15 protein-coding genes are annotated in these 22,837 nt (G+C 72.2%); 6 read left to right on the forward strand and 9 right to left on the reverse strand.

Features of this window, described 5'->3' with window-relative positions:
* Window positions 1-332: 332 nt before the first annotated feature.
* Window positions 333-1,511, forward strand: a complete 1,179-nt coding sequence (locus ACIQNU_RS19500) for a M23 family metallopeptidase (RefSeq protein WP_401367666.1) — start codon at window positions 333-335, stop codon at window positions 1,509-1,511.
* 5 nt (window positions 1,512-1,516) lie between these two features.
* On the opposite strand, the gene mca is transcribed toward ACIQNU_RS19500, so the two are convergent.
* From mca to ACIQNU_RS19535, 7 genes are all read right to left on the reverse strand, one after another.
* Window positions 1,517-2,359, reverse strand: coding sequence for a mycothiol conjugate amidase Mca (mca, locus tag ACIQNU_RS19505; protein WP_401368068.1), 843 nt, complete (start codon window positions 2,357-2,359; stop codon window positions 1,517-1,519).
* 260 nt (window positions 2,360-2,619) lie between these two features.
* A complete protein-coding gene (locus ACIQNU_RS19510) occupies window positions 2,620-3,357 on the reverse strand; it encodes an ABC transporter permease (RefSeq protein WP_401367668.1) in 738 nt (245 codons plus the stop codon).
* Window positions 3,338-4,342, reverse strand: coding sequence for an ABC transporter ATP-binding protein (locus tag ACIQNU_RS19515; protein WP_401367670.1), 1,005 nt, complete (start codon window positions 4,340-4,342; stop codon window positions 3,338-3,340). Before ACIQNU_RS19515 ends, ACIQNU_RS19510 begins: the two co-directional genes overlap by 20 nt.
* A 121-nt stretch (window positions 4,343-4,463) precedes the next feature.
* On the reverse strand, window positions 4,464-5,594 hold the full coding sequence (locus ACIQNU_RS19520) for a S8 family serine peptidase (RefSeq protein WP_401367672.1): 1,131 nt from the start codon (window positions 5,592-5,594) through the stop codon (window positions 4,464-4,466).
* Between the two features lie 290 nt (window positions 5,595-5,884).
* The gene (locus tag ACIQNU_RS19525) at window positions 5,885-6,655 is read right to left on the reverse strand and encodes a response regulator (protein ID WP_401367675.1); all 771 of its coding nucleotides are present in this window, start codon (window positions 6,653-6,655) and stop codon (window positions 5,885-5,887) included.
* A 68-nt stretch (window positions 6,656-6,723) separates the two neighbouring features.
* Complete coding sequence (locus ACIQNU_RS19530) at window positions 6,724-7,374, reverse strand: LuxR C-terminal-related transcriptional regulator (protein WP_401367676.1); 651 nt, start codon at window positions 7,372-7,374, stop codon at window positions 6,724-6,726.
* A 532-nt stretch (window positions 7,375-7,906) separates the two neighbouring features.
* Window positions 7,907-10,747 (reverse strand): AAA family ATPase, encoded by a 2,841-nt coding sequence (locus tag ACIQNU_RS19535; protein ID WP_401367679.1) that lies wholly within the window; start codon window positions 10,745-10,747, stop codon window positions 7,907-7,909.
* Between the two features lie 339 nt (window positions 10,748-11,086).
* Here ACIQNU_RS19535 and ACIQNU_RS19540 point away from each other — a divergent pair, with 339 nt between their 5' ends.
* Window positions 11,087-13,513 carry a LuxR C-terminal-related transcriptional regulator gene (locus tag ACIQNU_RS19540; protein ID WP_401367681.1) on the forward strand — a complete coding sequence of 809 codons (2,427 nt, stop codon included), beginning with the start codon at window positions 11,087-11,089 and terminating at the stop codon, window positions 13,511-13,513.
* Window positions 13,510-16,179, forward strand: a complete 2,670-nt coding sequence (locus ACIQNU_RS19545; protein WP_401367684.1) for a LuxR C-terminal-related transcriptional regulator — start codon at window positions 13,510-13,512, stop codon at window positions 16,177-16,179. Before ACIQNU_RS19540 ends, ACIQNU_RS19545 begins: the two co-directional genes overlap by 4 nt.
* Window positions 16,180-16,255: 76 nt before the next feature.
* Here the strand turns inward: ACIQNU_RS19545 and ACIQNU_RS19550 are convergent, their stop codons facing one another.
* Entirely contained in the window at window positions 16,256-16,933 is a 678-nt protein-coding gene (locus ACIQNU_RS19550) for a response regulator transcription factor (RefSeq protein WP_401367687.1), read from the reverse strand.
* 420 nt (window positions 16,934-17,353) lie between these two features.
* On the opposite strand from ACIQNU_RS19550, the gene ACIQNU_RS19555 reads away from it, so the two are divergent.
* Complete coding sequence (locus tag ACIQNU_RS19555; RefSeq protein WP_401367690.1) at window positions 17,354-18,538, forward strand: PstS family phosphate ABC transporter substrate-binding protein; 1,185 nt, start codon at window positions 17,354-17,356, stop codon at window positions 18,536-18,538.
* Between the two features lie 9 nt (window positions 18,539-18,547).
* Here ACIQNU_RS19555 and ACIQNU_RS19560 read toward each other — a convergent pair whose 3' ends face one another.
* Window positions 18,548-19,507 (reverse strand): ArsR/SmtB family transcription factor, encoded by a 960-nt coding sequence (locus tag ACIQNU_RS19560; protein WP_401367692.1) that lies wholly within the window; start codon window positions 19,505-19,507, stop codon window positions 18,548-18,550.
* Between the two features lie 369 nt (window positions 19,508-19,876).
* Here ACIQNU_RS19560 and ACIQNU_RS19565 point away from each other — a divergent pair, with 369 nt between their 5' ends.
* Window positions 19,877-20,959 carry a hydrogenase expression protein HypE gene (locus ACIQNU_RS19565; protein ID WP_401367695.1) on the forward strand — a complete coding sequence of 361 codons (1,083 nt, stop codon included), beginning with the start codon at window positions 19,877-19,879 and terminating at the stop codon, window positions 20,957-20,959.
* Window positions 20,960-21,042: 83 nt separating this feature from the next.
* Window positions 21,043-22,824, forward strand: a complete 1,782-nt coding sequence (locus ACIQNU_RS19570; protein ID WP_401367698.1) for a nickel-dependent hydrogenase large subunit — start codon at window positions 21,043-21,045, stop codon at window positions 22,822-22,824.
* Window positions 22,825-22,837 lie beyond the last annotated feature (13 nt).

The raw sequence follows: 22,837 nt of genomic DNA on the forward strand, positions 1-22,837 counted from the left end.
GGGCCTCGCTCGTTCACACCTTCGACATCGATCGGTATGCTCATGCACCCCGTCAGGCACTGTCAACAGCTTGTCTCAGGGCCCCCGTTGCGCGATCGGGTGTTTTACGGGACGGCCACCGCGCTTTGACCTGCAAAAAGACTCATGGAACCACCACACGTCCCCCGGGTGACCAAGGACCGGAACCCGGAGGACTAGGAAATCGCCCATTCTTTTGAAACCGGCCGAAGAGTTCGGGCGTACGTTGACGAGGCTGGACGGGTCGCCATACTTGACTACGGCGACGGCCCCGAGCACCGCGCGGCACCCCCTACGGACGGAACCCCACCGACATGGCCCTCCTGCTTCTGAACGCCGCCCTGATCCTCGCCGTACTGGCCACCGCCCACTGGTATGTGTTCCGACGGCTGGTCAAGGACGTCTCCCGCGAGGGCGGCCCGTGGCGACGCGTCGGCACGGTGCTGGTGTGGCTGCTCGTGGCGGCCACCGCCCTCGTCCTCACGGCCGGCCCCGCCGAACTGTCGTACGAGGTCCTCCGTGTGTCCTCCTGGACGGCGACCACCTGGCTGCCTCTGCTGATGTACCTGACGCTCGCACTACTCCTGGGCGAGCTGGCCCGCCCGGTGCTCCGCAGGACCCTCGCCCACCGCACCGCCCGTTCACCGGCCGAGGTCCCCGGTGCGTCCGTCACGCCCGGGACCGCCGGTGCCGACGCCTCGCGCCGGCTCTTCGTCGCACGCGTCGTCGCGATCGGCGCCACCGTCCTCGCCGCCGGAGCCGCCGCCCTCAGCAGGTCCGGCGGTTCATCCGCGCAGCGTCCGGGAGAGCAGGGAGTGGAGGTCGCCTTCCCGTTCACCGGACTGTGGCGCGCCAGGAACAGCCCGGCCCGACGGGTCCCCAGCCATGGCACCAACCTCCTGGGCGGTCGCTACGCCATCGACTTCATCGCCGTCGACGACCAGCACAGGACGACCCGCACCCGCAGTTGGCGGACGTTCTTCGCCACCGAACCGCCGCAGCTCTTCCGCGCGTTCGGCCTCCCGATCCTCGCGCCCGTCGGCGGCACGGTCGTCGCGGTCCACGACGCGGAGTCCGACCACGACGCACGGCGGTCCCAACTGGCCCTGGTGCCCTACACCTTGGGCCAGGGCGCACGACTGCGCGAGGGCGTCAACGCCATCGCCGGGAACCACGTGATCATCGCGCTCTCGGAGCAGGGGCCCTACGTCGCTCTCGCGCACTTCAAGGCCGGTTCCGTGCGGGTCTCCGTGGGTCAGAAGGTGGTCGAGGGCGAGCACATCGCGGACTGCGGCAACTCGGGCAACTCGACCCAGCCGCATGTGCACATCCAGGCCATGGACAGCGCGGACATCTCGGTCGCCCGGGGGGTGCCGATGCTGTTCCGCCGCTTCCGCGAATGGCCCTCCGGGCCGGACCGGGCACGGATCAGGGAGCGGACGGTGCCGCAGGAGGAAGCGGTGGTCCAGCCGCTGCCCACCGCACGTTCATAAGGCGTTCAGAGGCCGGCGAAGAGGTCGTCCTCGGGGAGGTCCGTGTCCACCAGCGACTTCGCCAGCTCGTACTCCTCCGTCGGCCAGCACTCCCTTTGAATGTCCAGGGGTACGTGGAACCAGCCGGCGTCGGGGTCGATCTGGGAGGCGTGGGCGGCCAGCGCCTTGTCGCGGATCTCGAAGTAGTCGCCGCAGGTCACGAAGGTCGTCAAGGCTCGATCCCCGTGCTCGAACGGCGCCATGGCGGCGAGCCAGTCGGCGCCGAGCGACCGCAGCCCGCGGGCCAGCAGTCCGTCGTGGAGCGCGCGGGTGCGGCGGGGGTTGAAGCCCTGGTTGTAGTAGATCTTCCGTGGCTGCCAGACCGGCCCTGCCGCCGGATACCGCGCGGGGTCGCCCGCGGCTTCGAAGGCGGCCATGGAGATGCGGTGGCTCATGATGTGGTCGGGGTGCGGGTAGCCACCGTTCTCGTCGTACGTGATCATCACCTGGGGGCGGAACGCCCGGACCAGCCTCACCAGCGGCTCGGTTGCCGTAGCGACGTCCTGGAGCGCGAAGCAGCCGTCGGGCAGCGGAGGCGGTGGGTCGCCCTCGGGGAAGCCCGAGTCGACGAAGCCGAGCCATGCCTGCTCGACGCCGAGAATCGCACGGGCCTCGTCCATCTCCCTGCGGCGCACTTCCCGGATGTTCTTCTCGACGTACGTGTCGCCCTGGAGCCGGGGGTTGAGCACGGTCCCGCGTTCACCTCCGGTGCAGGTCGCCACCAGTACGTCCACCCCTTCGGCCACGTACTTCGCCAGGGTGGCCGCGCCCTTGCTCGACTCGTCGTCGGGGTGGGCGTGCACGGCCAGCAACCGTCGCCGCCGGCCCACGGCGCCCGCGCCACCGGCATCGGCATCGGCATCGGGCTGAAGGAAAGAAGACATGAGGAAACCCCCGCTTCTTCATGCGTCGGGAAAGGGAAGGCGCGCGGCAGGGGCGCCGGGCGCGTGGCGCTGACGCGGCTTGACACGGCGACGCTCCTGGCCGAGGGGTCGGTCAGGAGCGTCGCCCCGGTGTCGGGTGGTGTCGGGTGTCGGTGATCCGGTGTCCGCTCGCCCGTGCGGGAGGCTCAGGGCCTGCGGGACATCATCCGGTAGGTGATGAGGAACCCGACGAGGGACCAGACCGCCAGGACGGCGAAGGGAAGGCCGGAGACGCCGTCCGGCGGGGTGTTGAGGGTGTCCCGGACGGACTCGGCCATGTACTGGAACGGGAGCACCTTGTGCACGGACTCGAACCAGTCGGGCAGCCGGGACGCCGGGAAGGTGATCGGGGAGAACATCAGCGCGACGAAGACGACCAGTTGCGACATCATGCGGGCGGCCGGCGGTGCCATCCCGTAGCCGATCCCGTAGCCGAGACCGATGGCGGTGAACGCCGTCAGGAGGATGGCGGGGACGACCAGCGGGCTGATGTGCAGGGTCAGGTCGAAGCGCAGACCTGCGACGACGAGCGCGGCCAGCATGCCGGGCAGTGCGGTGATCAGCGCGACGGTGGCGTCCGACGCGATGAGGGCGCTCCTGGGCACCGGCAGTGAGCGGTTGAAGTCGAAGATGCCCTCCTGTTTCGAGGAGGCGACCTCCTGGGGACCGATGACCATGCCGACGGTGATGAGTCCGAGGACGGGCGCCCCGGTCGCGAAGTAGAGCGCGGTGGCGTCGTCCATCTCGGGTACGAGGTAGGCGAAGCCGACGATGATGCCCACGGCGAGGCAGGTCTGGATGATGAGGTTGAGGGGCAGGGTCGCGCGGCTGCGCAGCGCGGTCCAGCCCAGCAGCAGGCCGTAGCTACGAAACCAGTGGCTCACCTTGCTCCTCCTTTCCGGTGTCGGTGTCGGCGCCACGGTGCGTGTCGGTGCTGGAGCCCGGATCGGTGTCTCCGCCGACCAGTTGGAGATAGACGTCCTCCAGGCCGACCGGCAGCAGCGCGAACTCGTCGATGTCCCCCGCCGCGCGGAGCTGTTGCGCCCAGGCAAGCGCCACCGACGCCGCGTCGGAACCGATGGGCACCACGATGCGCCGGGAGCTGCGCAGGGGCGGTCCCGCGGTGTGGAGGTGGGCGGGCAGCTCCGGGAGGCTGTCGGCGGTCGCCGCCGTCAGCTCCAGGCGGAGTTCGCCGACCGCCCGGGAGCGGAGCTGTGCCGCCGTGCCCTCGGCGAGCACCTTGCCGGCGTCCATCACGACGATGCGGTCCACGCTGCGTTCCGCCTCGATCACGTTGTGCGTGACGAGGAGTACGGCGCAGCCCCGGTTGGCGAGTGCGCGGATCTGCTCCCACAGCAGCCGGCGGCGGACGGGGTCCACGTCGTTGGTGGGTTCGTCGAGCATGACGACCCGTCCGGGCTCGGCAGCGGCCATGCCGAACGCGGTCAGCCGCCGGACGCCCCCGGAGAGGCGTTCCCCGGACGTGTCGGCCCACTCGCCGAGGTCGAGCGCGTCGATGATCTCCCGGGTCCGTACCACGGCGGTCTGCTTGCTCATGCCGCGGATGCGGGCCATCGTCCGGATCGCCTGCTGGGGTGTGACACCGGCCAGCGGTGCGTGGGCCTGCGGCATCACCGACACCATCCGGCGTACGCGGGCGGGTTCGGCGACCGGGTCGCAGCCGTCGACCCGGATCGTGCCGGAGGTGGGGAGGGCGAGCCCGGCCACCTGGTTGATGAGGGTGGTCTTCCCGGCGCCGTTGTGCCCCAGGAGGCCGACCACCTCGCCCGCCTTGACATGCAGGCTGATGCCGTCGTTGGCGCGGGTGCCGCCCCGGTAACACTTCACGAGATCTTCGGTGATCAGCAATTTCTCACCCGTCGGCTCGGCGGAGAGTGGGGGTTCCTCGGGTTGCCCGGGTGCTTGCCTGGTGGTGTCCCGGGTGGCTTCCCTGTTCGTGTCCCCGGAGCCTTCCCTGTCCGGCGGTGGTTCACCGGACCACCTGGATCAGCTTGTTGGGGCTGCCCGCCGGTACGCCGGTGAGCGCGCCCTTCACGGAGGCGCCGTCCAGGGCCTTGCCCACCTTGGCCGGTGTTGCCTTCGGATGCTGTGCGAGGTAGAGCGCGGCCACTCCGGAGACGTGCGCCGCGGAGACCGACGTACCGGAGTCGGAGTTGGTCCCGCCGCCCGGCCAGTCGGATGTGATGTCCACGCCGGGCGCGTAGAGGTCCAGTCCGGGGCCGTAGTTGCTGAATCCCGCGACCTGGTCGGCGCAGTCGGAGGTTCCGACGGTGATGCCCTCGCTGACGTGCGCGGGCGAGGAGTTGGCGACGTCGTCGGAGCTGGCGCCCGCCGACATCGCGTACGTCACTCCGGCGGCGATGGAGTTGCGTACGGCCTCGTCCAGTACCTCGCTGACGGGGGAACCGACGATGAAGTTGGCGACGGACGGTCCCTTGGCGTGTGCGGTGACCCAGTCGATACCGGCGATCACTCCGGCGAGGGTGCCGCCGCCCTGCGCGTCGAGCACCTTCACCGATATCAGCCTGGCCTTCTTGGCGACGCCGTACTTGGTGCCGCCGACGATTCCGGCCATGAGGGTGCCGTTGCCGTGCTGGTCGCTGCCGTCGCCGCCGAAGGCGTCGAAGCCGGGGGTGGCGCGGGGCCGGAGATCGGGGTGGCCGTAGTCGATACCGGTGTCGATCACGTAGACGTCGACTCCGGCCCCGGCACCGGCCGGGTAGGTGTAGGAGCCGTCGAGCGGAAGCCTGCGCTGGTCGAGGCGGTCGAGACCGCAGGACAGCGGGCCGCGCTGGGTCGCCTTGCGGTGGGAGGTGCGGTGCACCAGGGTGTTCCGCTCCACGACGCGGACGGACGGGTCGGCGGCCAGTCGCTTCGCCTGTGCCTCGCTGCCTTCGACCAGCATCCCGTTCAGTGCGTGGTCGTATCGCTCAAGGACCCGGACGCCGTAGGCGGCGGCGACATCCGTATGCGCTCCTTCTTCGAGGACGACCAGATAATTCCCGTTCGCCGCACGGGCCTGCGCGGCATTGGCATCGGTCCCGAAGTCCTGTGCGTGGCCCGGAGCGGCCGTTGTGCCGACGCTGAGCAGAATGCCCAAGGACAAAGCGGTGACGGCTTTTCCACGGCCATTGTTTGACCGGACTGGTCGCACTATTCCTCCTCGCGATGAAATGCTGGGTTTCGCCTGTGTGACCGTGCACCAGGCTGCCCGGCGGGAACGGCGGGACAAGCCTCCGTGGCTTGATTCCTGCGGTCCCGGGGCCGAAGCGCGGCTTCGCCGACCACCACGGTCCCGTTGGCGCGGGAGATCCGCTGCCCGTATCGCTCAGCACTACAAGAATTCCCAGAATTTCGGCGCCGGGGTTGCCTTGTTCGGCCGCCGGAAGGTCAGCGGTCGCGCGGACCCGGGACCGACAGCCGGTAGCCCTCGCCGTCGACGGTCTCCAGGAGTGGGGACAGACCGCGCCGTTCGCGCAGCGACGCGATGCCGCGCTGGAGCGACTCCGTCAGTGCGGCCCGGTGCGTCCGCAGGACCTCGTCGACGATCTGGTCCACGGGCAGCGTCTCGCCGGGCCGCCGGGCCAGGGCGACCAGGATGCCGAACTCGTCGTCGGGGAGTTCCGTCGGGACACCGTTGACGAGTACGGCCCGCTCCTTCAGGTCGATCCGCACCGGCCCCGCCAGGAGGAGATCGCCGGGCGGATCGGCGGCGGGCGCCGGTTCTGCGGGCCGGCTGCGGCGCATCACCGCCCGCACCCGGGCGAGGAGTTCGGCCAGGTTGTAGGGCTTGACGAGATAGTCATCCGCTCCCATGTCCAGGCCTCGGACGCAGGAGGCGTGGTCCCCGCGCGCGGTGGTGACGAGGATCGGGACGGAGCTGATCGCGCGCATCCTGCCGCACAGGGTGAAGCCGTCGCAGTCGGGGAGCCCGAGGTCGAGCAGGACGACATCGGGGCGGGCCCGCTGAAGGAGGTCGAGCGCGGCCCTGCCGGTGCTCGCGCACACGGCTGCCAGGCCCTGTTGGACCAGTGCCGCCTGGAGGGCCGCCGATACCGGCTCGTTGTCCTCGACCACGAGTACCTTCACATCGCCCCCGCAGTAGTCGGAGCCGCGGCGCGTCACGTCGCCGCCGCGGCTCACCTCACGGCAGTCGGCCACTATAACGACCGTGGTGGACCGGCTTCCAGGGCCGCGGGGAGCCCGTACGGGCGTCGCCCGCGCGACGGCTATGAGCCCTGGTGGTCGGGGCGGACGAAGTCGGGGAGGATCCTGGGGGGCCAGGAGCCGATGCTGAACATGCCCATCGAGTACGCCTTCGCGGCGAGCGCGGTGCGGTTGGGCACCTTGAACTGCCTTAGCAGCATGCTGACGTGGTACTCGATGCCCTGGCGGCTGAGGAACAGCTTGGCCGCGAGGCGGACGGTCGGGTTGCCGGCCGCCACGCCCTCCAGGACCTTCGCGCTCAGCGGCGCGAGCTGCCAGGGGGAGCCGGCGAGTGCCTGCTGGTCGTCGGGGGTCTCCTCGGGCGTGAACTGGACCATGATCATGGCGACTTGGCCGTCGTCCTCGACGGGGAACGCGGTGAGCTTGCCGGAGACCGCGGTGCGGTGGAAGCACATGACGACGGACCGGCCGACCAGCCGGGCCTGGTGTCCCTGGACGAGCCGGCCGAACTGGCGCAGCACGTGCTGCCGCACGCTCGGATGCAGGAACTCGGCGAAGTCGCGGTGCCGGATCTCCTCGGGGCGCCGGCCGCACTGGGTGCTGAGGACGCTGTTGACCGACCGCACGCGCAGGGCCGGGTCGAGGGTGGCGAGACCGATTCCGGAGCGTTCGAAGAGGGAGAGGAAGAGGTCGCGGGAATCGCCGCCGCGCATCTCCGTCTCGAAAAAAGATGAATCTATGTCGTCTAATGAGTCGAGAGTACGTACCATGTTTCCAGGAACGAAAGTTCCTCCCTTGGTTGCCTGTCGTATCTCGCTTTCCGCACCGATCTTGGCATTGACCATCTAGCCCAACCCCCGTTGTTTCTGCGTTTCTCGGCTTGGCCGTCGAGCAGCCTAATGAGGCCGTATGCCGACAGGCAATGGGGTCCGGTCGTGCCCCGCAAGACTGTGGTCGGCTGCGTGCGGTTCGGAGAGTGCGGTGCGGGAAAGACCGGTGCTTCCCCCGAGGTGACGGGGAGAGGTCGGCCGTACACCGCGCGCAGGCCCGAAGTTAACCGCAGAACCCCGGAAATGCCGCACACTCCTCAAGGCGGCCCGCACCACCAGCTGACTTACTGGTCAGTAGCCCGTTCGGTGCGCCGATCGGCCACCGAAGCCGTGCGGCCCGCCTGCGGGGGACGGGCCGGGGCGACAAGGGCGGTGATGGGCGGATACGTCCAACGGGCCGGTTCCTGGCGCGATGTCACAGGTTCCCGGCGAGCGCTCCCGAGCGGAAGGCGGCCTTCCCGGCCATCCGGCGCACCACCGGGATCAGCCCGGCCCGGCCCTCGACGTCCAGCCGCTGGTACAGCCTGGTCAGGATCTTCTCCACGGCCCGCCGGGTGACGCCCAGCGCGTCCGCCGCGTCCTGGTTGGTGTGGCCGAGCGCCACCAGTGCGGCGACCCGGCGCTCGGTGTGGCTGAGCAGTCCGCCGCCGAGCAGGTCCGCTCCGCGCGGCTCCCCTCGGTGCGGCCCGGTCCAGCACCGCAGCAGCGACTCGCCCGTCGCGTCGGCGATCCGGTCGGCCTCGGCGAGGACGTCGGCGGCGCCGGGCCGTCCGGCGGCGCGCAGCCGGTTCCCGTACGCCGTCAACGACCTGCCCAGCTCCAGGGCGTTGGCGCCCTCCCTGAGCACGGCGACGGACTCGGCGAGCAGGGAGAGCGCGTAGCGGCCCCGCAGGGCGGTGCCCCAGATGCGCAGGATCCGGCCGAACACGGCAGGCGAGCCGAACCCCCGGGCCCGGTCGCAGGCGCGGGCCAGGAGTCCGAGCGCGACCTCGGGTTCACCGAGGCGTTGCAGCAGGGGCACGCACCACAGGTCGACCGGGAACAGTGCCCGGTTCCACCAGCCCGCCGATTCGGCGCGGTCGGCGGCGTCCAGCAGGTCGGCGACCAGGGCGGCCAGTTCGGGTTCCGGGGTGAGGGGGATCCGCAGCACCCGCAGGGCGAGATCGCGTACCGGCATCCCGGTGCCTTGCTCCTCGCACAGCAGGACCCGCAGCCGGTCGGCCAGCCAGGGATCGCCCGTCTCGACCACCACGGACGTCAGGGCGAGCACGGTCATCCAGTCGTCGTCGCCCAGCGGGCCGCGTGCCGTCGCGCAGACGTCCAGCGCGTCCGACCAGGCGTCCGCGAGGCGTCCCGCGTGCAGGGCGGTCAGCGCGCGCCAGCCCAGTACATGGGTCTCCAGGCGTTCGTCACCGCGCTGCCGGGCCGTGCCGAGCGCCATGTCCAGCCAGCCGCGTACGGGTTCGTCGGCCAGGGACGCCGTCGCCGCGCAGGCGATCATCAGCGCGGGGGCCGCGTATCCGGAGGTGGCCGACGCGGGTTCGTGCTCCAGCATCCAGCGCACCAGCGGGGCGACTTCGGCGGAGGGCAGCCGGCCGCCGAGTGCACCGGCGAAGGTGAGGACCGACACGAGTTCGCGCTCCGCCGCCGTGGCGGGGCCGGGCCCGGGGTCCAGGGCGCGCAGGCGCGCGACGGCGGCGTCGGGGGCCGCCGGGTCGCTGAGCCCGAACAGCCGCACGCGGGCCTCCAGCCGCAGTCCGAGTTCTACTGCGGCCGGGTCGTCGGCGGGCGCCGGGGGCAGTGGCCCGATGTGGTCGAGCACGTCCGAGGCCGCCTGCCGGGCGGAGAGGAACAGGGTCAGCGGGACGCAGGCCACGACGGCGGCGCGTTCCCCGGCCGAACTCAGCAGGGGCAGCGCCTGGTTGACGTGGCGCAGCATGGCGGAGGTGTCGGCGTCCTGCTCCGCGTCGGCGAGTGCGGCCAGGAAGTCGCCCCGCTGCGGGCTGTCTGGCGGGAACTCGCGCAGGGCCCGGCGCAGACAGCGGATCGCGAAGGCGGAGTCCCGGCGGCGCCACGCGTCGCACGCCGCCTCACGCAGTACGGACGCGGCATCGGTCCACTCGCCGGGACCGATCTCCAGGAGGTGCGGGACGATCAGCTCGGCCGGAGCGCCGGTCTCGTGCAGCAACTCGGCCGCGCGGCGGTGGAGTCGGGTGCGGTCGGCGAGCGGGAGCGCGTCCTCGGCGATCTCCCGTACGCAGTCCCACAGCACGGGCGGCGACCAGCGGTCGGCCGCCCAGCCGAGCCGGAGCAGGGTGTGGGCCGCCGCGGTCTCCTCGGCCGGGTCGAGGTCCGCGAGACGGGCGAGGACGCGGGTCCCGGCCACCCCGCCGAGGAGGGCGACCCCGTGGGCGAACCGTCGTACGGGCTCCGGATGGCCGGCCAGGGCCGCGGCGACGCGGGCCCGCAGGGTCCAGGGCGCCGGCAGGGCGCGGGCGAGGTCGAGCAGTCCGGCGGGGGCGAGGCGGTGCGGCGTGGGCACCCGGTCGAGCAGGGAGGTGATCAGCGCCGGGTTTCCGCCCGTGGCGCGGGTCCAGGCCCGGATCGCCGTGTCGGTGAGGAGGACGCCGTACTCCTCCAGGAGCGCGCCCACGTCCTCCTCGCCGAGCGCGCCCGTCCTCATCACATGGTCCGCCGCCGTCAGGAGGTCCTGTACGCCCGGTCGTTCGGCGGTCGCCTCCCCCTCGCACACCGCGACCACCAGGAGCAGCGGGGCGGGTCTCGGATCGGCGAGGAGCCGGGCCAGCCAGGTCAGGGACGCCTCGTCGGCCCACTGCAGATCGTCGGCGAGGAGCGCCACCGGGGCCGCGGCGCCCGCCTGTTGGGCCGCGCGGGCCTCGCCGACGACCGCGTGCCGCCGTACGGCGGAGGCGAGTTCGACCCGGACGGGCACCTCGGCGTCGAGACCGGCCTGCGGAAGGAGCTGGCTGGGGACGCCGAGGGGAAGCCCTTGTTCGAGGCGGCTGCCGCGGGCCCTTCGTACGACGAAGCCGTCCTTCGCCGCGCGTTCCGCGAGGGTGTCGAGGAGTGCGGAACGGCCCATGCCCGGCGCGCCTGTGACCGTCACGAGAACGGTGTCGCCCTCCTGCGCACGGTCCATGGCCGTACGCATTGTGGCGAAGTCGTGTGTCCGGTCACGGAGTAGCACAGGTGCCCTCGTTCGGGGACGAAGCCGGGCAATCGCGGGGTGTTCCATAACAGTTCGTCCCGGTCCGCCGCCTCGGCGGCTCCATGGCCGTCCCACCAAGGAACACAGAATTATCGTATCGTAATGATTATGAGTTCGAGCCGATCAGGGCACGTGCGTCCCCCTCTCTCGTGCCCGGCTTCTCGATCCATCTCCCCCACCGCCTCCCCCGCCACGGCCCCCTCCGCCCCTGCCGCTTCGGACAGGTCCGCGCCGTCGGGCGCGTCGGTCTCCCCGGTTCCCGCCGACTGCTTCGAAGCGCGCTGCGTGGTGCTGCTCGACTCCCCCGCCCCCACCCCCTCCGCACCGCTTTCTCCCTCCTCCTGTTGCTCCGCCGTGGACGCGATCGTGCGTCATGTCGGCGACAAGTACGGGCGGGAGGTGAGTCTGCGCCGTGTCGCCTGCCGCCGCGACGAGGCCCGTGTCGAACACTCCGCGCTGCGGCGGCTGCTCACCTCACCCCACACCTCACCCCACGGCTCACCCCACGGCGAACCGCTCCCCGCCCACCAAATAGCCGTCGCGGCCCGCGAGTTGGTCGACGGGCTGCTGACGCGCGGCCCCCTGGTCATCGCCATCGGCGACGCGCAGTGGTGCGACGACGGGACACTCCGCTGTATCGACCGGGTGCTGCGCGAGGCGGCCGGGGAGCCGCTGACCGTCCTGCTGAGTCTGTCGCCCGGCCTGCTGGCCGTCGCCGCCGCCGGTTTCCACGGGCTCCTCGCGCGCGACTACTGCTCGGTCGTCGACACCGCCGACCTCTGGCCCGCCGACACTCCGCGGCCGGCCGCCGGGAGCCTGGACGATCTCGGCCGCCGCGAGCCCGGACTGCTGCGGGTCGCCCAGGCGGCGGCGCTGCTCGGCACGTGCGACGCGGACCTCGTCGGCGCCCTCGCCGGATTTCCCTCCGGGGTGGCGGGCCAGCTCCTGGAGTCCGCCCGGGGCCTCGGGCTGGTCCCGGGACCCGTACCGGCACAGGGTGGCGCGCCGCATCTGGAGACGCTGCTCGACGCGTTGCCGGGGGCAGGGGACGAGCGGATGCGCGCGCAGGCCGCCGAGATCCTCAACGACGCGGCACGCCCGGCCGGTCAGGTGGCCGACCTGCTGCTCGGACAGTCCACGCTGGACCGGCCGTGGATGCGGACCATCCTCAAGGAGGCCGCCACCGCCGCGCGGCTCGACCGCCCGGCGTCCGCGGTGTCCTATCTGACGCGGCTTCATGAGGCCGACCCCGACGACGCCGCCGTCCGCACGGACCTCGCGACCGTGCTGCTCGACATCGATCCGACGGCCGCCGGGACGCACCTCCGGGGCGCGCTGTCCCGCACGGACGACCCGCCGACACGGGCACGCGCCACAGGGCCCCTGCGGCTCACCGCCCTCATGACCCACCGCTCCCCCGACACACCCGACGCACTCGGTGCGCTGCTGCACGAACTCGATCCCGGCCGGCCGGAAGACCTGCCCGGCGACCGGTCGCGGCCCGCCCAGGTCGGCGCGTCGCCCGTGCCCGGCGGCGATCCCACCGAGCACCTGGTCCTCGCGGCCCGCGCCCTGCGTACCGCGCTCACCGGCACCGATACCCGCGCGGCCGTTGTCGACGCGCGTCACGTCCTGCGCTCCTACCGGCCGCCCCACGCCTGGGCCAGGGTCGCATCGGCCCGGGTGCTCGCGCTGGCCGACGACACGACGACCGCGCTCGACCAACTGCGCCGGACGGTCGCGGACAGCCAACGGCGCGAGGAGGTGTGGGCCGAGCGGCACGCCGGAGCGGCGCTGGCGCTGCTGCTGCTCGAATCCGGTCGGGCCGCCGACGCGGCCGATGCGGCGCTCGCCGCGTCCCACCTCACCGGGGGGCGGTCGGGGCAGCCGGGGCAACGGGCGGGACGGCCGGGACAGGACTGGGCCGGGCGGACCCGTCTGGCGCCGATCGCGCTGGCCCTGGCGCTGGTGGCCCGCGCCGATCTCGACCGCGCCGAGGACGTCCTGCGCCGGGTCGACGGCCACCGCCTGGAGGGTTGCGTCTGGGAGTACCACCATCACCTGACGGCCTGCGCCCTTGTCGCACACGGCCGTGGCCGCGCCGAACACGCCCTGGCCCTGCTGGAGCGGTGCGGGGCGAGTCTCGCCGCCGCCGGTGTGCGGAACCCGGTGTTCACGACCTGGTGGGTGCACAGTACGTATCTGCTCATGGAGTTGGGCCGGGTGAGCGCCGCGACGGAGCGGGCCGAACTCGGCCGGGAATTGGCCGAGCGGTGGCCGACGGCCCGCAGCACCGGACTGAGCCTGCTGGCCCGGGGCCTGGTGGCCACCGCCGCCGACCGGGTGGAACTGCTCACCGAGAGCGTGCGCGTGCTGGCGGACAGCTCCGACCGGTACGCCCACGCCCTCGCCGAACTCCGCCTCGGCACGGCGCTGTTACGGCTGGGGGACGAGAAGGCGGCGCGGAACCGTCTGCACGCCGCACGGGCCACGGCCGTGCAGGGCGGTCTCACGATCGTGGCCGAACAGGCACGCATCGCCCTCGGCGCGGCCGGCGGCAGGCCCGCGCGTGCGGCGCTCAGTGACGCCGAGCGCCGCGTGGCGGAGATGGCGGCGGCCGGCGCGACGAACCAGGCCATCTCGGACGCCCTCTGTCTGACGGTGCGTACGGTCGAGTACCACCTGACGAAGGTGTACCGGAAACTCGGCCTCGCCGGGCGCGCCGAACTGGCGCACCGGGTCTCGTCGCGGGGGTGGCTCCCGTCCGGGTGCGTGCCCGGCGAGGCACGTTGACCCCGCCGCCCGCCCTCGCCCCGGCCGCTCCACCGTGCGGGCTCCTTGAACGGTCGCGGGAGCTGGGGCTGTTGGAGCTGGCGGTGCGTGAGGTCGCGGACGGCGGCTCGGCGACCGTCGTCGTGCACGGGCGGCCGGGCACCGGGCGCAGCGCCGTACTCGCCGAGGCCGCCGCGCTCGCCCGGCGGGCCGGACTGCGGGTCGTCACGCCGCCCGTACGGCCCGATCCGGCGGAGGCGGCGCGCGGGCTCCGCGACACGCCCGTGGCGGTCGTCGTCGACGATGCCCGGGGCGCGCCCGTGGTGGACCCGTCGGGATCCCTGTGCTGCCGCGCGGACCACCCGCCACTGCTGCGGGTGATCGCCGTCACCGGCCCGGACGTGCTCGTGGGCCCCACCGCCACCGTCCCTTCGGCGCGCTCCGCCCGGTCCGGCCGCTCCGCCCGCGCCGGCCGGTACGAACTGGCCCTGCGCCCCCTGAGCGCCGACGCCGTACGGGTGCTGCTCGCCGCCGCGTACGGCGAGGACGCCGCGGAGCCGCTGGTGCCGACCGCCGTCGCCGCCACGGGCGGCAACCCGGCGGTCCTGTGCGCCACGCTCCGACGGTGGCCCGCTCCCGCGCCCTCTCCCGACGCGCTCGCCGCGCTCGCCGACCAGGTGGGCCGGCATCACCTGCGGAGCGCCCTGGCCCGGACGTCGGAAGGGACGGTCGCGCTGGTCGCGGCGAGCGCGCTGGCGGCGGGGGACCTCTCCTTCGGCCAGGTCTGCGAACTGGCCGGGATCCCCTCGGCGCGGCGCGAGTGGGCCCGCGCGGAGTCGGCGGGTACGGGGCTGCTCGCCCCGGGCGCGCTCGCCCCGGACAGCCGCCCGCTGCTGTACGACCCGCTGGTGGCCGAGCGGGTACTCGGGCTTCTGGACGACGGCCGGCGCCGCGAACTCCATGAGCGCGCGGTACGCCTGGCGCGCCGCGACAGGCTCCCGGAACCGGTCGTCGGCCGGCTCGTCGCACGGACCCGGCTCACCGGCCCCTGGGTGCCCGGCGCCCTGTACGCGGCAGGCACGCATGCCCGCCGGTCCGGCGACGCCGCCGCCGCGGTCACGCTCCTCGAACAAGCGGTGGACCGCGGAGCGGATGGCGGGCTGCGCTCGGACGTACTCCTCGAACTCGCGAGGGCGCAGTCGTCGCTGCGGCCCGAGGCCGCCGACCGCGGGTTCCGCCGCGTCCTGGCGGAGACCTCCGCCCCGGACCGGTCGGCGGCGCGGCTGCTCGCCGCCGACCTGCTGACCCTGCGCGGCGGCGGAAGCGACGTGGCGACGGCGCTCGGGCCGGCGGCGGCGCGCGACGGGATGTGCCCGGCGGAGAGGCGCGCGTTGCTCGGTCTGCGGGAACTGGCCCTGGAGTCCGGTACGTCGGCTCCTGGGGCCGTGACATCCGCCGTGGCGACATCCGGCACTGTGGCATCCGGTGCCGCGGATTCCGGTGTCCTGGCACCGGGCGACGCGGTCGAGGCCGCGGCCGTCGCCTGGCGGCACTGTCTGGCCGGGCGGGGCATCGACGAGGCGCGTCGGCTCGCCGGCGCCGTCCTCACGGGGACCGAGGCGGGGTTGTTCACCCCGCGCCTCGTCGCCGCGAGGGTGCTCACCGTGACCGAGGACGTGGACCTGGCGCGGGACGGGCTCCGGCGGGTCGAGGCCGAGGCCCGGCAGCGGGGCGTGGGCTCGGCGATCGGGCAGGCCCTGCTCAACCTGGCCGAACTCGCGCTGCGGACGGGCGCACCGGACGAGGCCGGTGACCGGCTGGCCGAGGCCGTCGCGGAGGTGCCCCGGCGGCACTGGCATCCCCGGATGCTGCCCCGGCTGACCGCGCTGGAGGCGCTGGTCGCCCTGGAGTCCGGGCGGCCCGACCTCGCCGAGCGCACGGTGTCGGGGGCGCCGCCGGACCGGCACGAGCACAGTCTCGGACGGACCCAACTCCAGTTCGTCCGGGGCGTCGTCGCCCTGCGCGCCGGGCGGATCCCCGAGGCCACGGCCCAGTTGCGCGAGTGCGGCCGGATCCTGCCGGCCCTCGGCTGCGCGAATCCCGCCGTCCTGCCGTGGCGCCCGCTGCTCGGCCTGGCACAGGCCGCCGGGAACCCCGAGGCAGCAGCCCATGACCTCGCCGAGAGCCTGGCGGCGGCTCGGGCCTGGGGCGCGCCGGCGGCGATCGGCGCGGTCCACCTCTGGACGGGCCTCGCCCTGGGCGGCCCGACGGCGCTGGGACATCTGCGGTCATCGGTGCGTGTGCTCACCGGTACGGGCGCCCGCCGGCAGCACACGCGTGCCGTGGCGGAGCTGGCCGCCGCGCTGCTCGACGCCGGGCGGTCGGCGGAGGGGAGGCGCCTCCTGGACGAGGCCGTCGCGGCGGGCCGGGCCGCCGGGGACCGTCCCGTGCCGCGCGCCGATGAGGTCGCCGCCCGGTTCGCCGCGCTGCCCCGGTCGAGCCGGGCGCTGCTGAGCCCGGCCCAGCTCCGGGTGGCGCTGCTGGCCGCCGACGGCCGGTCGAACAAGGAGATCTCCGCGGAGCTGTCGGTCAGCGTGCGCACGGTCGAACTCCGGCTGACCCATACCTACCGGGCCTTGGGCATCGGCGGACGGGCCGACCTCGCGGTGGTGCTGGGGCACGGATAGGACGGCCGCCCGACCCGCGCGGCCCTCCCGACCGCGTACGCAGCACGCCCCCCTCTACGTACGCGGCACACCCCTTCTACGTACGCAGCGACTCCCCCGTCCCCACCAGCCCCTCCCGCAGGGCGACCGCGACGGCGTAGGTGCGGTTGGGGCAGTTCAGTTTGGACAGGACGAGTGCCACCGTCCGCTTCGCGGCGTGTTCGGAGACGCCGAGCGCCTGGCCGATCTGACGGTTGCTCAACCCGCCGACCAGCAGCTCAAGGACCTGCCGTTCGCGCTCGGTGAGCAGCCCCGCCACGGACCCGGCCCGCGCCCCGGTGTCACCGTCCCGGAGCTGGGGCGGCATCACGCGCGGAGTCTGCTTCGGCAGCAGCCGCTCGCCGTGGGAGATCCGGTGCAGCGCGTCCCCGAGCCCCTGGGTGGTGAGGGCGTCCTGGTCCAGCACGCCGTCCCAGTGGACGCCTCCCTCGACCGCGATCCGCTGTGTCTCGGCACCGGGCAGCACCAGCAGGACGCGGATTCCGTTCCTGCGGACGACCGCCGCCAGTTCGGCCGCCCACGCGTCCTCGCCCCTGCCGGAGCCGTTCACGCACCACAGCAGCAGGACGTCGCAGGAGAGGATGAGCAGTTGGATGGCGTCCTCCGGCGAGGCCGCCGTGAACTCCTCGGGGTCGAAGACGGCGAACTGCCGCACATGGTCGGCGTCCGCCAGGAGGGCGGCAAGGCCGGCCCGCGCCACCTCTCCCCGTGCCACTACCACGACTCTGACCGATCCCGTGTCCATGCGGCTCCCCCGTTCGTCGAAACGACCGACTGCGATTATGTCCCCGCGGAGTCCATTCCCGGCCACTCCTGCGCAGCCGCGGACGGTCATGTCGGTGTCCGGTGCAGGGAACCTCCGGCACGCGGCCCGGACTCGCACACCGGCAGCCACCCGTGCGTCCCGCACCCCGCTCGCATCCGGTACTTCTGCGGGGCGTAGCAAGCAGAAGGAGCAGAAGAACGATCTACGGTCTTTTGCCGCGACGGCGTGGCCCGGTGGGGCGGCCTGAATCTAGCGTCCCGGACGGCAACACGGCACAGCGCGGTGCGCGGCTCCTCCCCGGGCCCGTGCCGCGTGCTGTGCCGTCCGGATCCCCTCGGGAGAGCATCGATGAAACGCACGGTTCGCGCAGTGACCGCACTGGGCATCGCCGCCGCGCTGGCGACGGCGGGAACCCTGACGAGTACGGCCAGTTCCGACCACTCGGCCGACGCCCTGACCACCTGGGCCGTCGCGCCGCAGCACAAGGTGGTCCCGCAGACCGCCGAGCAGGACGAGTACAACAAGGCGCACGGCCGCCCGCTGCCCACGCCCGAACTCCTTCAGCCGTCCCTCGATCCCTCGCTCGCGAACTACCGTGCCCGGCCGAAGAATTCACTGCGCGGCGACTACCAGTGCGGGGCGTCCGACGTGCTCGCCGACCTCTCCAAGCGGTGGATCAAGGAGTTCGAGAAGCAGTACCCCAAGGTCCATATCTCCGTGAACCCGCCGTACGCGGGCAGCCTCGGCGCGCTGGAGCTGATCAAGGGCAACCTCGACTGCGTCTTCGTCTCCCGGGAGCTGAAGCCCAGCGACATCGACGGGTTCCACGACGCGTTCGGCTACGACCCGCTCAGCATCCCCATATCGGGGGGCAGTTACCGGCACTTCGGCTTCCTGGACTCGGTCGGGTTCGTCGTCAACAAGGACAACCCGATCGACAAGCTCTCCTTCGCCCAGCTCGACGCGGCCCTGTCCACCACCCGCAACCGGGGCGGCGCGGCGGCCACCACCTGGGGTGATCTGGGCGCGAAGGGCGAGTGGGCGGACAAGCCGATCCACATCGTGGGTCTTCAGCCGTGGAACGGGTTCGAGGAGTTCGTCCGGCAGCGGGTGCTGGGCTCCGACGGCAAGCGCGGCGAGTGGCGCCCCGGCGCGGCCGACGGTTCGACTCCGGCCGACCCGGACGTGCGCTGGGAGAAGACGGTCTTCAACATCGCCAAGGACGTCGAGGAGGACCCGTACGCCATCGGGTACACGGGCATGGCCTATGTCGACCAGGCGGTCAAGGTCCTCTCGCTCAGCCGGGACGCCAACGGCCCGGCATACGCCCCGACGTACGAGAACGTCGCATCGGCCGACTACCCGCTCAGCCGTCTCACGTATCTGAACGTCAACAAGCGGCCGGGCAGGCAACTGGACCCCGTCATGGAGGAGTTGGCCCGGTTCCTGCTCAGCAAGCAGGGGCAGCGGACGGTCGGCGGGCAGCAGACGTTCCTGCCGCTCCGCGCCGACCAGGCCGCCGCGAGCCGCCGGGCGCTGGACAGCGCCCCCTGACGGGCCCGGTCACTTCTGGCTCCCCAGCAGCGCCGCGCCGAGCGGCGTGAGCGCGTGCAGGACCGCGCCGCCGATCCGTGTCGTCGACACCAGGCCCGCGTCGCGCAGGACAGCGGTGTGTTCGCTGGCCGTCGACGGGGAGACGCCGACGCGTTCGGCCAGCGCGGTCGTGCCCGCGGGGTGGCGCAGACCCGCGAGGACCCGGGCCCTGGTGCGTCCGATGAGCGGGGTGAGGACATCCACGGAAGGGCTCGGTCCGGCCGCCTCGGGCATGGGGTAGAACAGCACGGTCGACGCGGCCGGCCGGTACATGAACAGTGCGGAGGACGCGAAGTACGAGGGCACGAGCAGGAGCCCGCGTCCGCACAGCTCCACGTGGTACGAGCGGGGCGACGGTATGAGCAGGTCGGGCGGCTGCCACTGCCAGCGCGGTCCGAGGGTGGCGAGCAGGGCGTCGACCCCGCCGCGTAACAGGGTCTCGGCGCGCAGTGCGCGGTCGGCGACCCCGGTGGCCCGGATGCGGGGCCACAGGGGCGCGACGGCCGTCCGGTGGTAGTGGTGAAGGTCCCGGGCCAGCTCGCGTCGGGCGTCGGTGCCGCCTTCCGCGAGGTCCCGGGCCCGTGGCCCCGAGGTCACCACCGTCCCCAGTTCGGTCAGGTCCTCGGCGATCCCGGCGTCCGGCGTGAGCATGGCGAGGTCCACGGCCGAGCCGAAGTCGTCGGTGGACAGCTGGAAGAGGAAGTCGGGGACGAAGGTGTCCGCGGACACCAGGTCGTACAGGATTCCGGCCCGCCCGGCCAGTCCCGTACGCATCGTGCGGCGCCAGGTGCCGAGCCCCGGTCGGGTGCGGTCGGCCGGCTGCCGGTCGCGCAGGTGGCGCACGCTCAGCGCGGTCTCGCCCAGGGCGTCGGGTGCGGGCGCCAGGGTGATCCGGCGCAGATCGGCGGCGGTGAAGCGCAGTCTGATCACCCGCCGATTATCCGGGGCCCCCTCCCCTTTCGGCCAGGACCGAAAGGGGAGGTGAAGGGGGCGGGCACTGAGGCAGGCTGCACGGGACGGGCGCGGCCCCTGTGCTGCCGGCCCGCGGGAACGGGGGTTCCGCGGGCCGGTCCCGTACCACCGGCGTACCACCGGCGCACTCCTGGCACCACGGCGCACTCCTGCCGACGCACTCCCCGCCACCCCCGCCACGGCTCGCTCCCCCCGCCATAGGGCCACCCCGCACTTACCCCGGAGGACAGGCTCGCGGTATCCAGGAGAGAGGCTGTTTGTCCAGTGATGCCTGGATTGAGCCGATCTCTGGATTGAGCCGATCCCCAGGAGTCCCTAGGAGTGCTCATGGACGCCCCGACCGCCACCACGGCCGACACCGCCGTGCGGGACGAAGCGCAGGAGGAGCCGACCGTACACATTCTCTGGATCAATGCGGGGCTGAGCTGCGACGGGGACTCGGTGTCCCTCACCGCCGCGTCCCAGCCGAGCATCGAGGAGCTGGCACTCGGCGCACTGCCGGGGCTGCCCAAGGTCGCCGTGCACTGGCCCTTGATCGACTTCGAGTGCGGGCCCGTACAGGGCGCCGACAATTTCGTGGACTGGTTCTTCAAGGCCGACCGCGGCGAGCTGGAGCCCTTCGTCCTCGTGGTCGAGGGCTCGATCCCGAACGAGCGCGTCAAGCCCGAGGGCTACTGGTGCGGCTTCGGTGACGACCCGGAGACGGGCCAGCCGATCACCACCAGTGAGTGGCTGGACCGGCTGACCCCCAAGGCCCTGGCCGTCGTCGCCATCGGCACCTGTGCGACGTACGGCGGCATCCACGCCATGGCCGGCAATCCGACCGGGGCGATGGGGGTGCCGGACTATCTGGGCTGGGAGTGGAAGTCCAAGGCGGGCATCCCGATCGTGTGCATCCCCGGCTGTCCGGTCCACCCCGACAACGCGTCGGAGACCCTGCTGTATCTGCTGTACCAGGCGGCGGGCGCGGCGCCCATGATCCCGCTGGACGAGGAGCTGCGTCCGACGTGGCTGTTCGGCGCGACGGTGCACGAGGGCTGCGACCGTGCCGGGTACTACGAGCAGGGACAGTTCGCCGAGGAGTACGGATCCCCGCAGTGCCTGGTCAAACTCGGCTGCTGGGGCCCGGTGGTGAAGTGCAACGTCCCCAAGCGCGGGTGGATCAACGGGGTGGGCGGCTGCCCCAATGTGGGCGGTATCTGCATCGCCTGCACGATGCCGGGCTTCCCCGACAAGTTCATGCCGTTCATGGACGAGCCGCCGGGCGGGCATGTCTCGGCGGCGGCGAGCGGTGTGTACGGCTCCGTCGTGCGGCGGCTGCGGCACTACACCGAGAAGACCGTGGAGAAGGAACCGAAGTGGCGCACCAAGGGCGATCTGCTGAAGACCGGCTACCGGCCCCCGTGGTGACCCCGGCTCCCGACCCGGGCTCCCGGCGGGTGGTTCCGGTTCTCCGCTGAGGTCCACACTCGACAGGAAGGCGGCGCGACACCATGGCGACGGTGACGGACAAACCGGCGAGTGTCGGTCTCACGGAGATGTCGTGGGACCCGATCACCCGCATCGTGGGCAGCCTCGGCATCCATACGAAGATCGACTTCGCCGCGAAGCGCGTCGCGGAGTGCTACAGCACCTCGTCCGTGTTCCGCGGGTACAGCGTGTTCATGCGCGGCAAGGACCCCCGGGACGCGCACTTCATCACCAGCCGGATCTGCGGCATCTGCGGCGACAACCACGCCACCTGCTCGGTGTACGCGCAGAACATGGCGTACGGCGTCGCGCCCCCGCACCTCGGCGAGTGGATCATCAACCTCGGCGAGGCCGCCGAGTACATGTTCGACCACAACATCTTCCAGGAGAACCTGGTCGGCGTGGACTACTGCGAGCGGATGGTCCGCGAGACCAACCCCGGTGTCCTGGAACTCGCCGAGCGCACCGAGGCCCCGCACGCCGGTGACCACGGCTACCGCACGATCGCCGACATCATGCGCTCACTCAACCCGCTGGAGGGCGACTTCTACCGCGAGGCCCTTCAGGTGAGCCGCTACACGCGCGAGATGTTCTGTCTGATGGAGGGCCGCCATGTGCACCCCTCCACGCTCTACCCGGGAGGCGTCGGCACGGTCGCGACGATCCAGCTCTTCACGGACTACCTGACGCGGCTGACCCGCTATGTGGAGTTCATGAAGCGCGTCGTACCGCTCCACGACGACCTGTTCGACTTCTTCTACGAGGCGCTGCCGGGCTACGAGGAGGTTGGCAGGCGCCGCGTGCTGCTCGGCTGCTGGGGCGCGCTCAACGACCCGGAGTACTGCGACTTCCAGTACGCGCACATGGAGGACTGGGGCCGCCGGATGTTCGTCACGCCCGGCATCATCGTGGACGGCAAACTGCTCACGAACAGCCTGGTCGACATCAACCTCGGCATCCGTATCCTGCTCGGCTCCTCGTACTACGAGGACTGGGCGGGCCGCGAGAAGTTCGTCGAACAGGACCCGCTGGGCAACCCGGTCGACGAGCGGCACCCGTGGAACCAGCACACCATCCCGGCCCCGCAGAAGCGGGACTTCGAGGACAAGTACAGCTGGGTCATGTCGCCGCGCTGGTTCGACGGGACGGATCACCTCGCCCTGGACACCGGCGGCGGACCGATCGCCCGGCTGTGGTCGACGGCGCTGTCGGGCCTGGTCGACATCGGCTATGTGAAGGCCACCGGACACAGCGTGCGGATCAATCTGCCGCGCACGATGACCAAGCCGGAGATGGCCCTGGAGTGGAAGATCCCGGCGTGGAGCAACGCCATCGAGCGCAACCGGGCCCGTACGTACTTCCAGGCGTACGCGGCTGCCTGCGCGCTGCACTTCGCGGAGCAGGCGATGGAGGAGGTGCGCGCCGGACGGACCCGGACCTGGGAAAAGTTCGACGTGCCCGACGAGTCGATCGGCTGCGGCTTCACCGAGGCGGTGCGGGGTGTCCTCTCGCACCACATGGTGATCAGGGACGGCAAGATCGCCAACTACCACCCGTATCCGCCGACGCCGTGGAACGCCAGCGTGCGCGACAGCTACGGCACACCGGGCCCGTACGAGGACGCGGTGCAGAACACACCCATCTTCGAGGAGAACCCGCCCGACGACTTCAAGGGCATCGACATCATGCGGGCCGTCCGCAGCTTCGACCCCTGTCTGCCGTGCGGTGTGCACATGTACGTCGGCGGCGGCCGGACCATCGAGGAGACCCATCTCCCGACCGGGCTGAGCGGACTGGCCGGCTGACTCTTCGTACGCG

It is taken from the genome of Streptomyces sp. NPDC091292, from assembly GCF_044757265.1.
GTDB lineage: Bacteria > Actinomycetota > Actinomycetes > Streptomycetales > Streptomycetaceae > Streptomyces.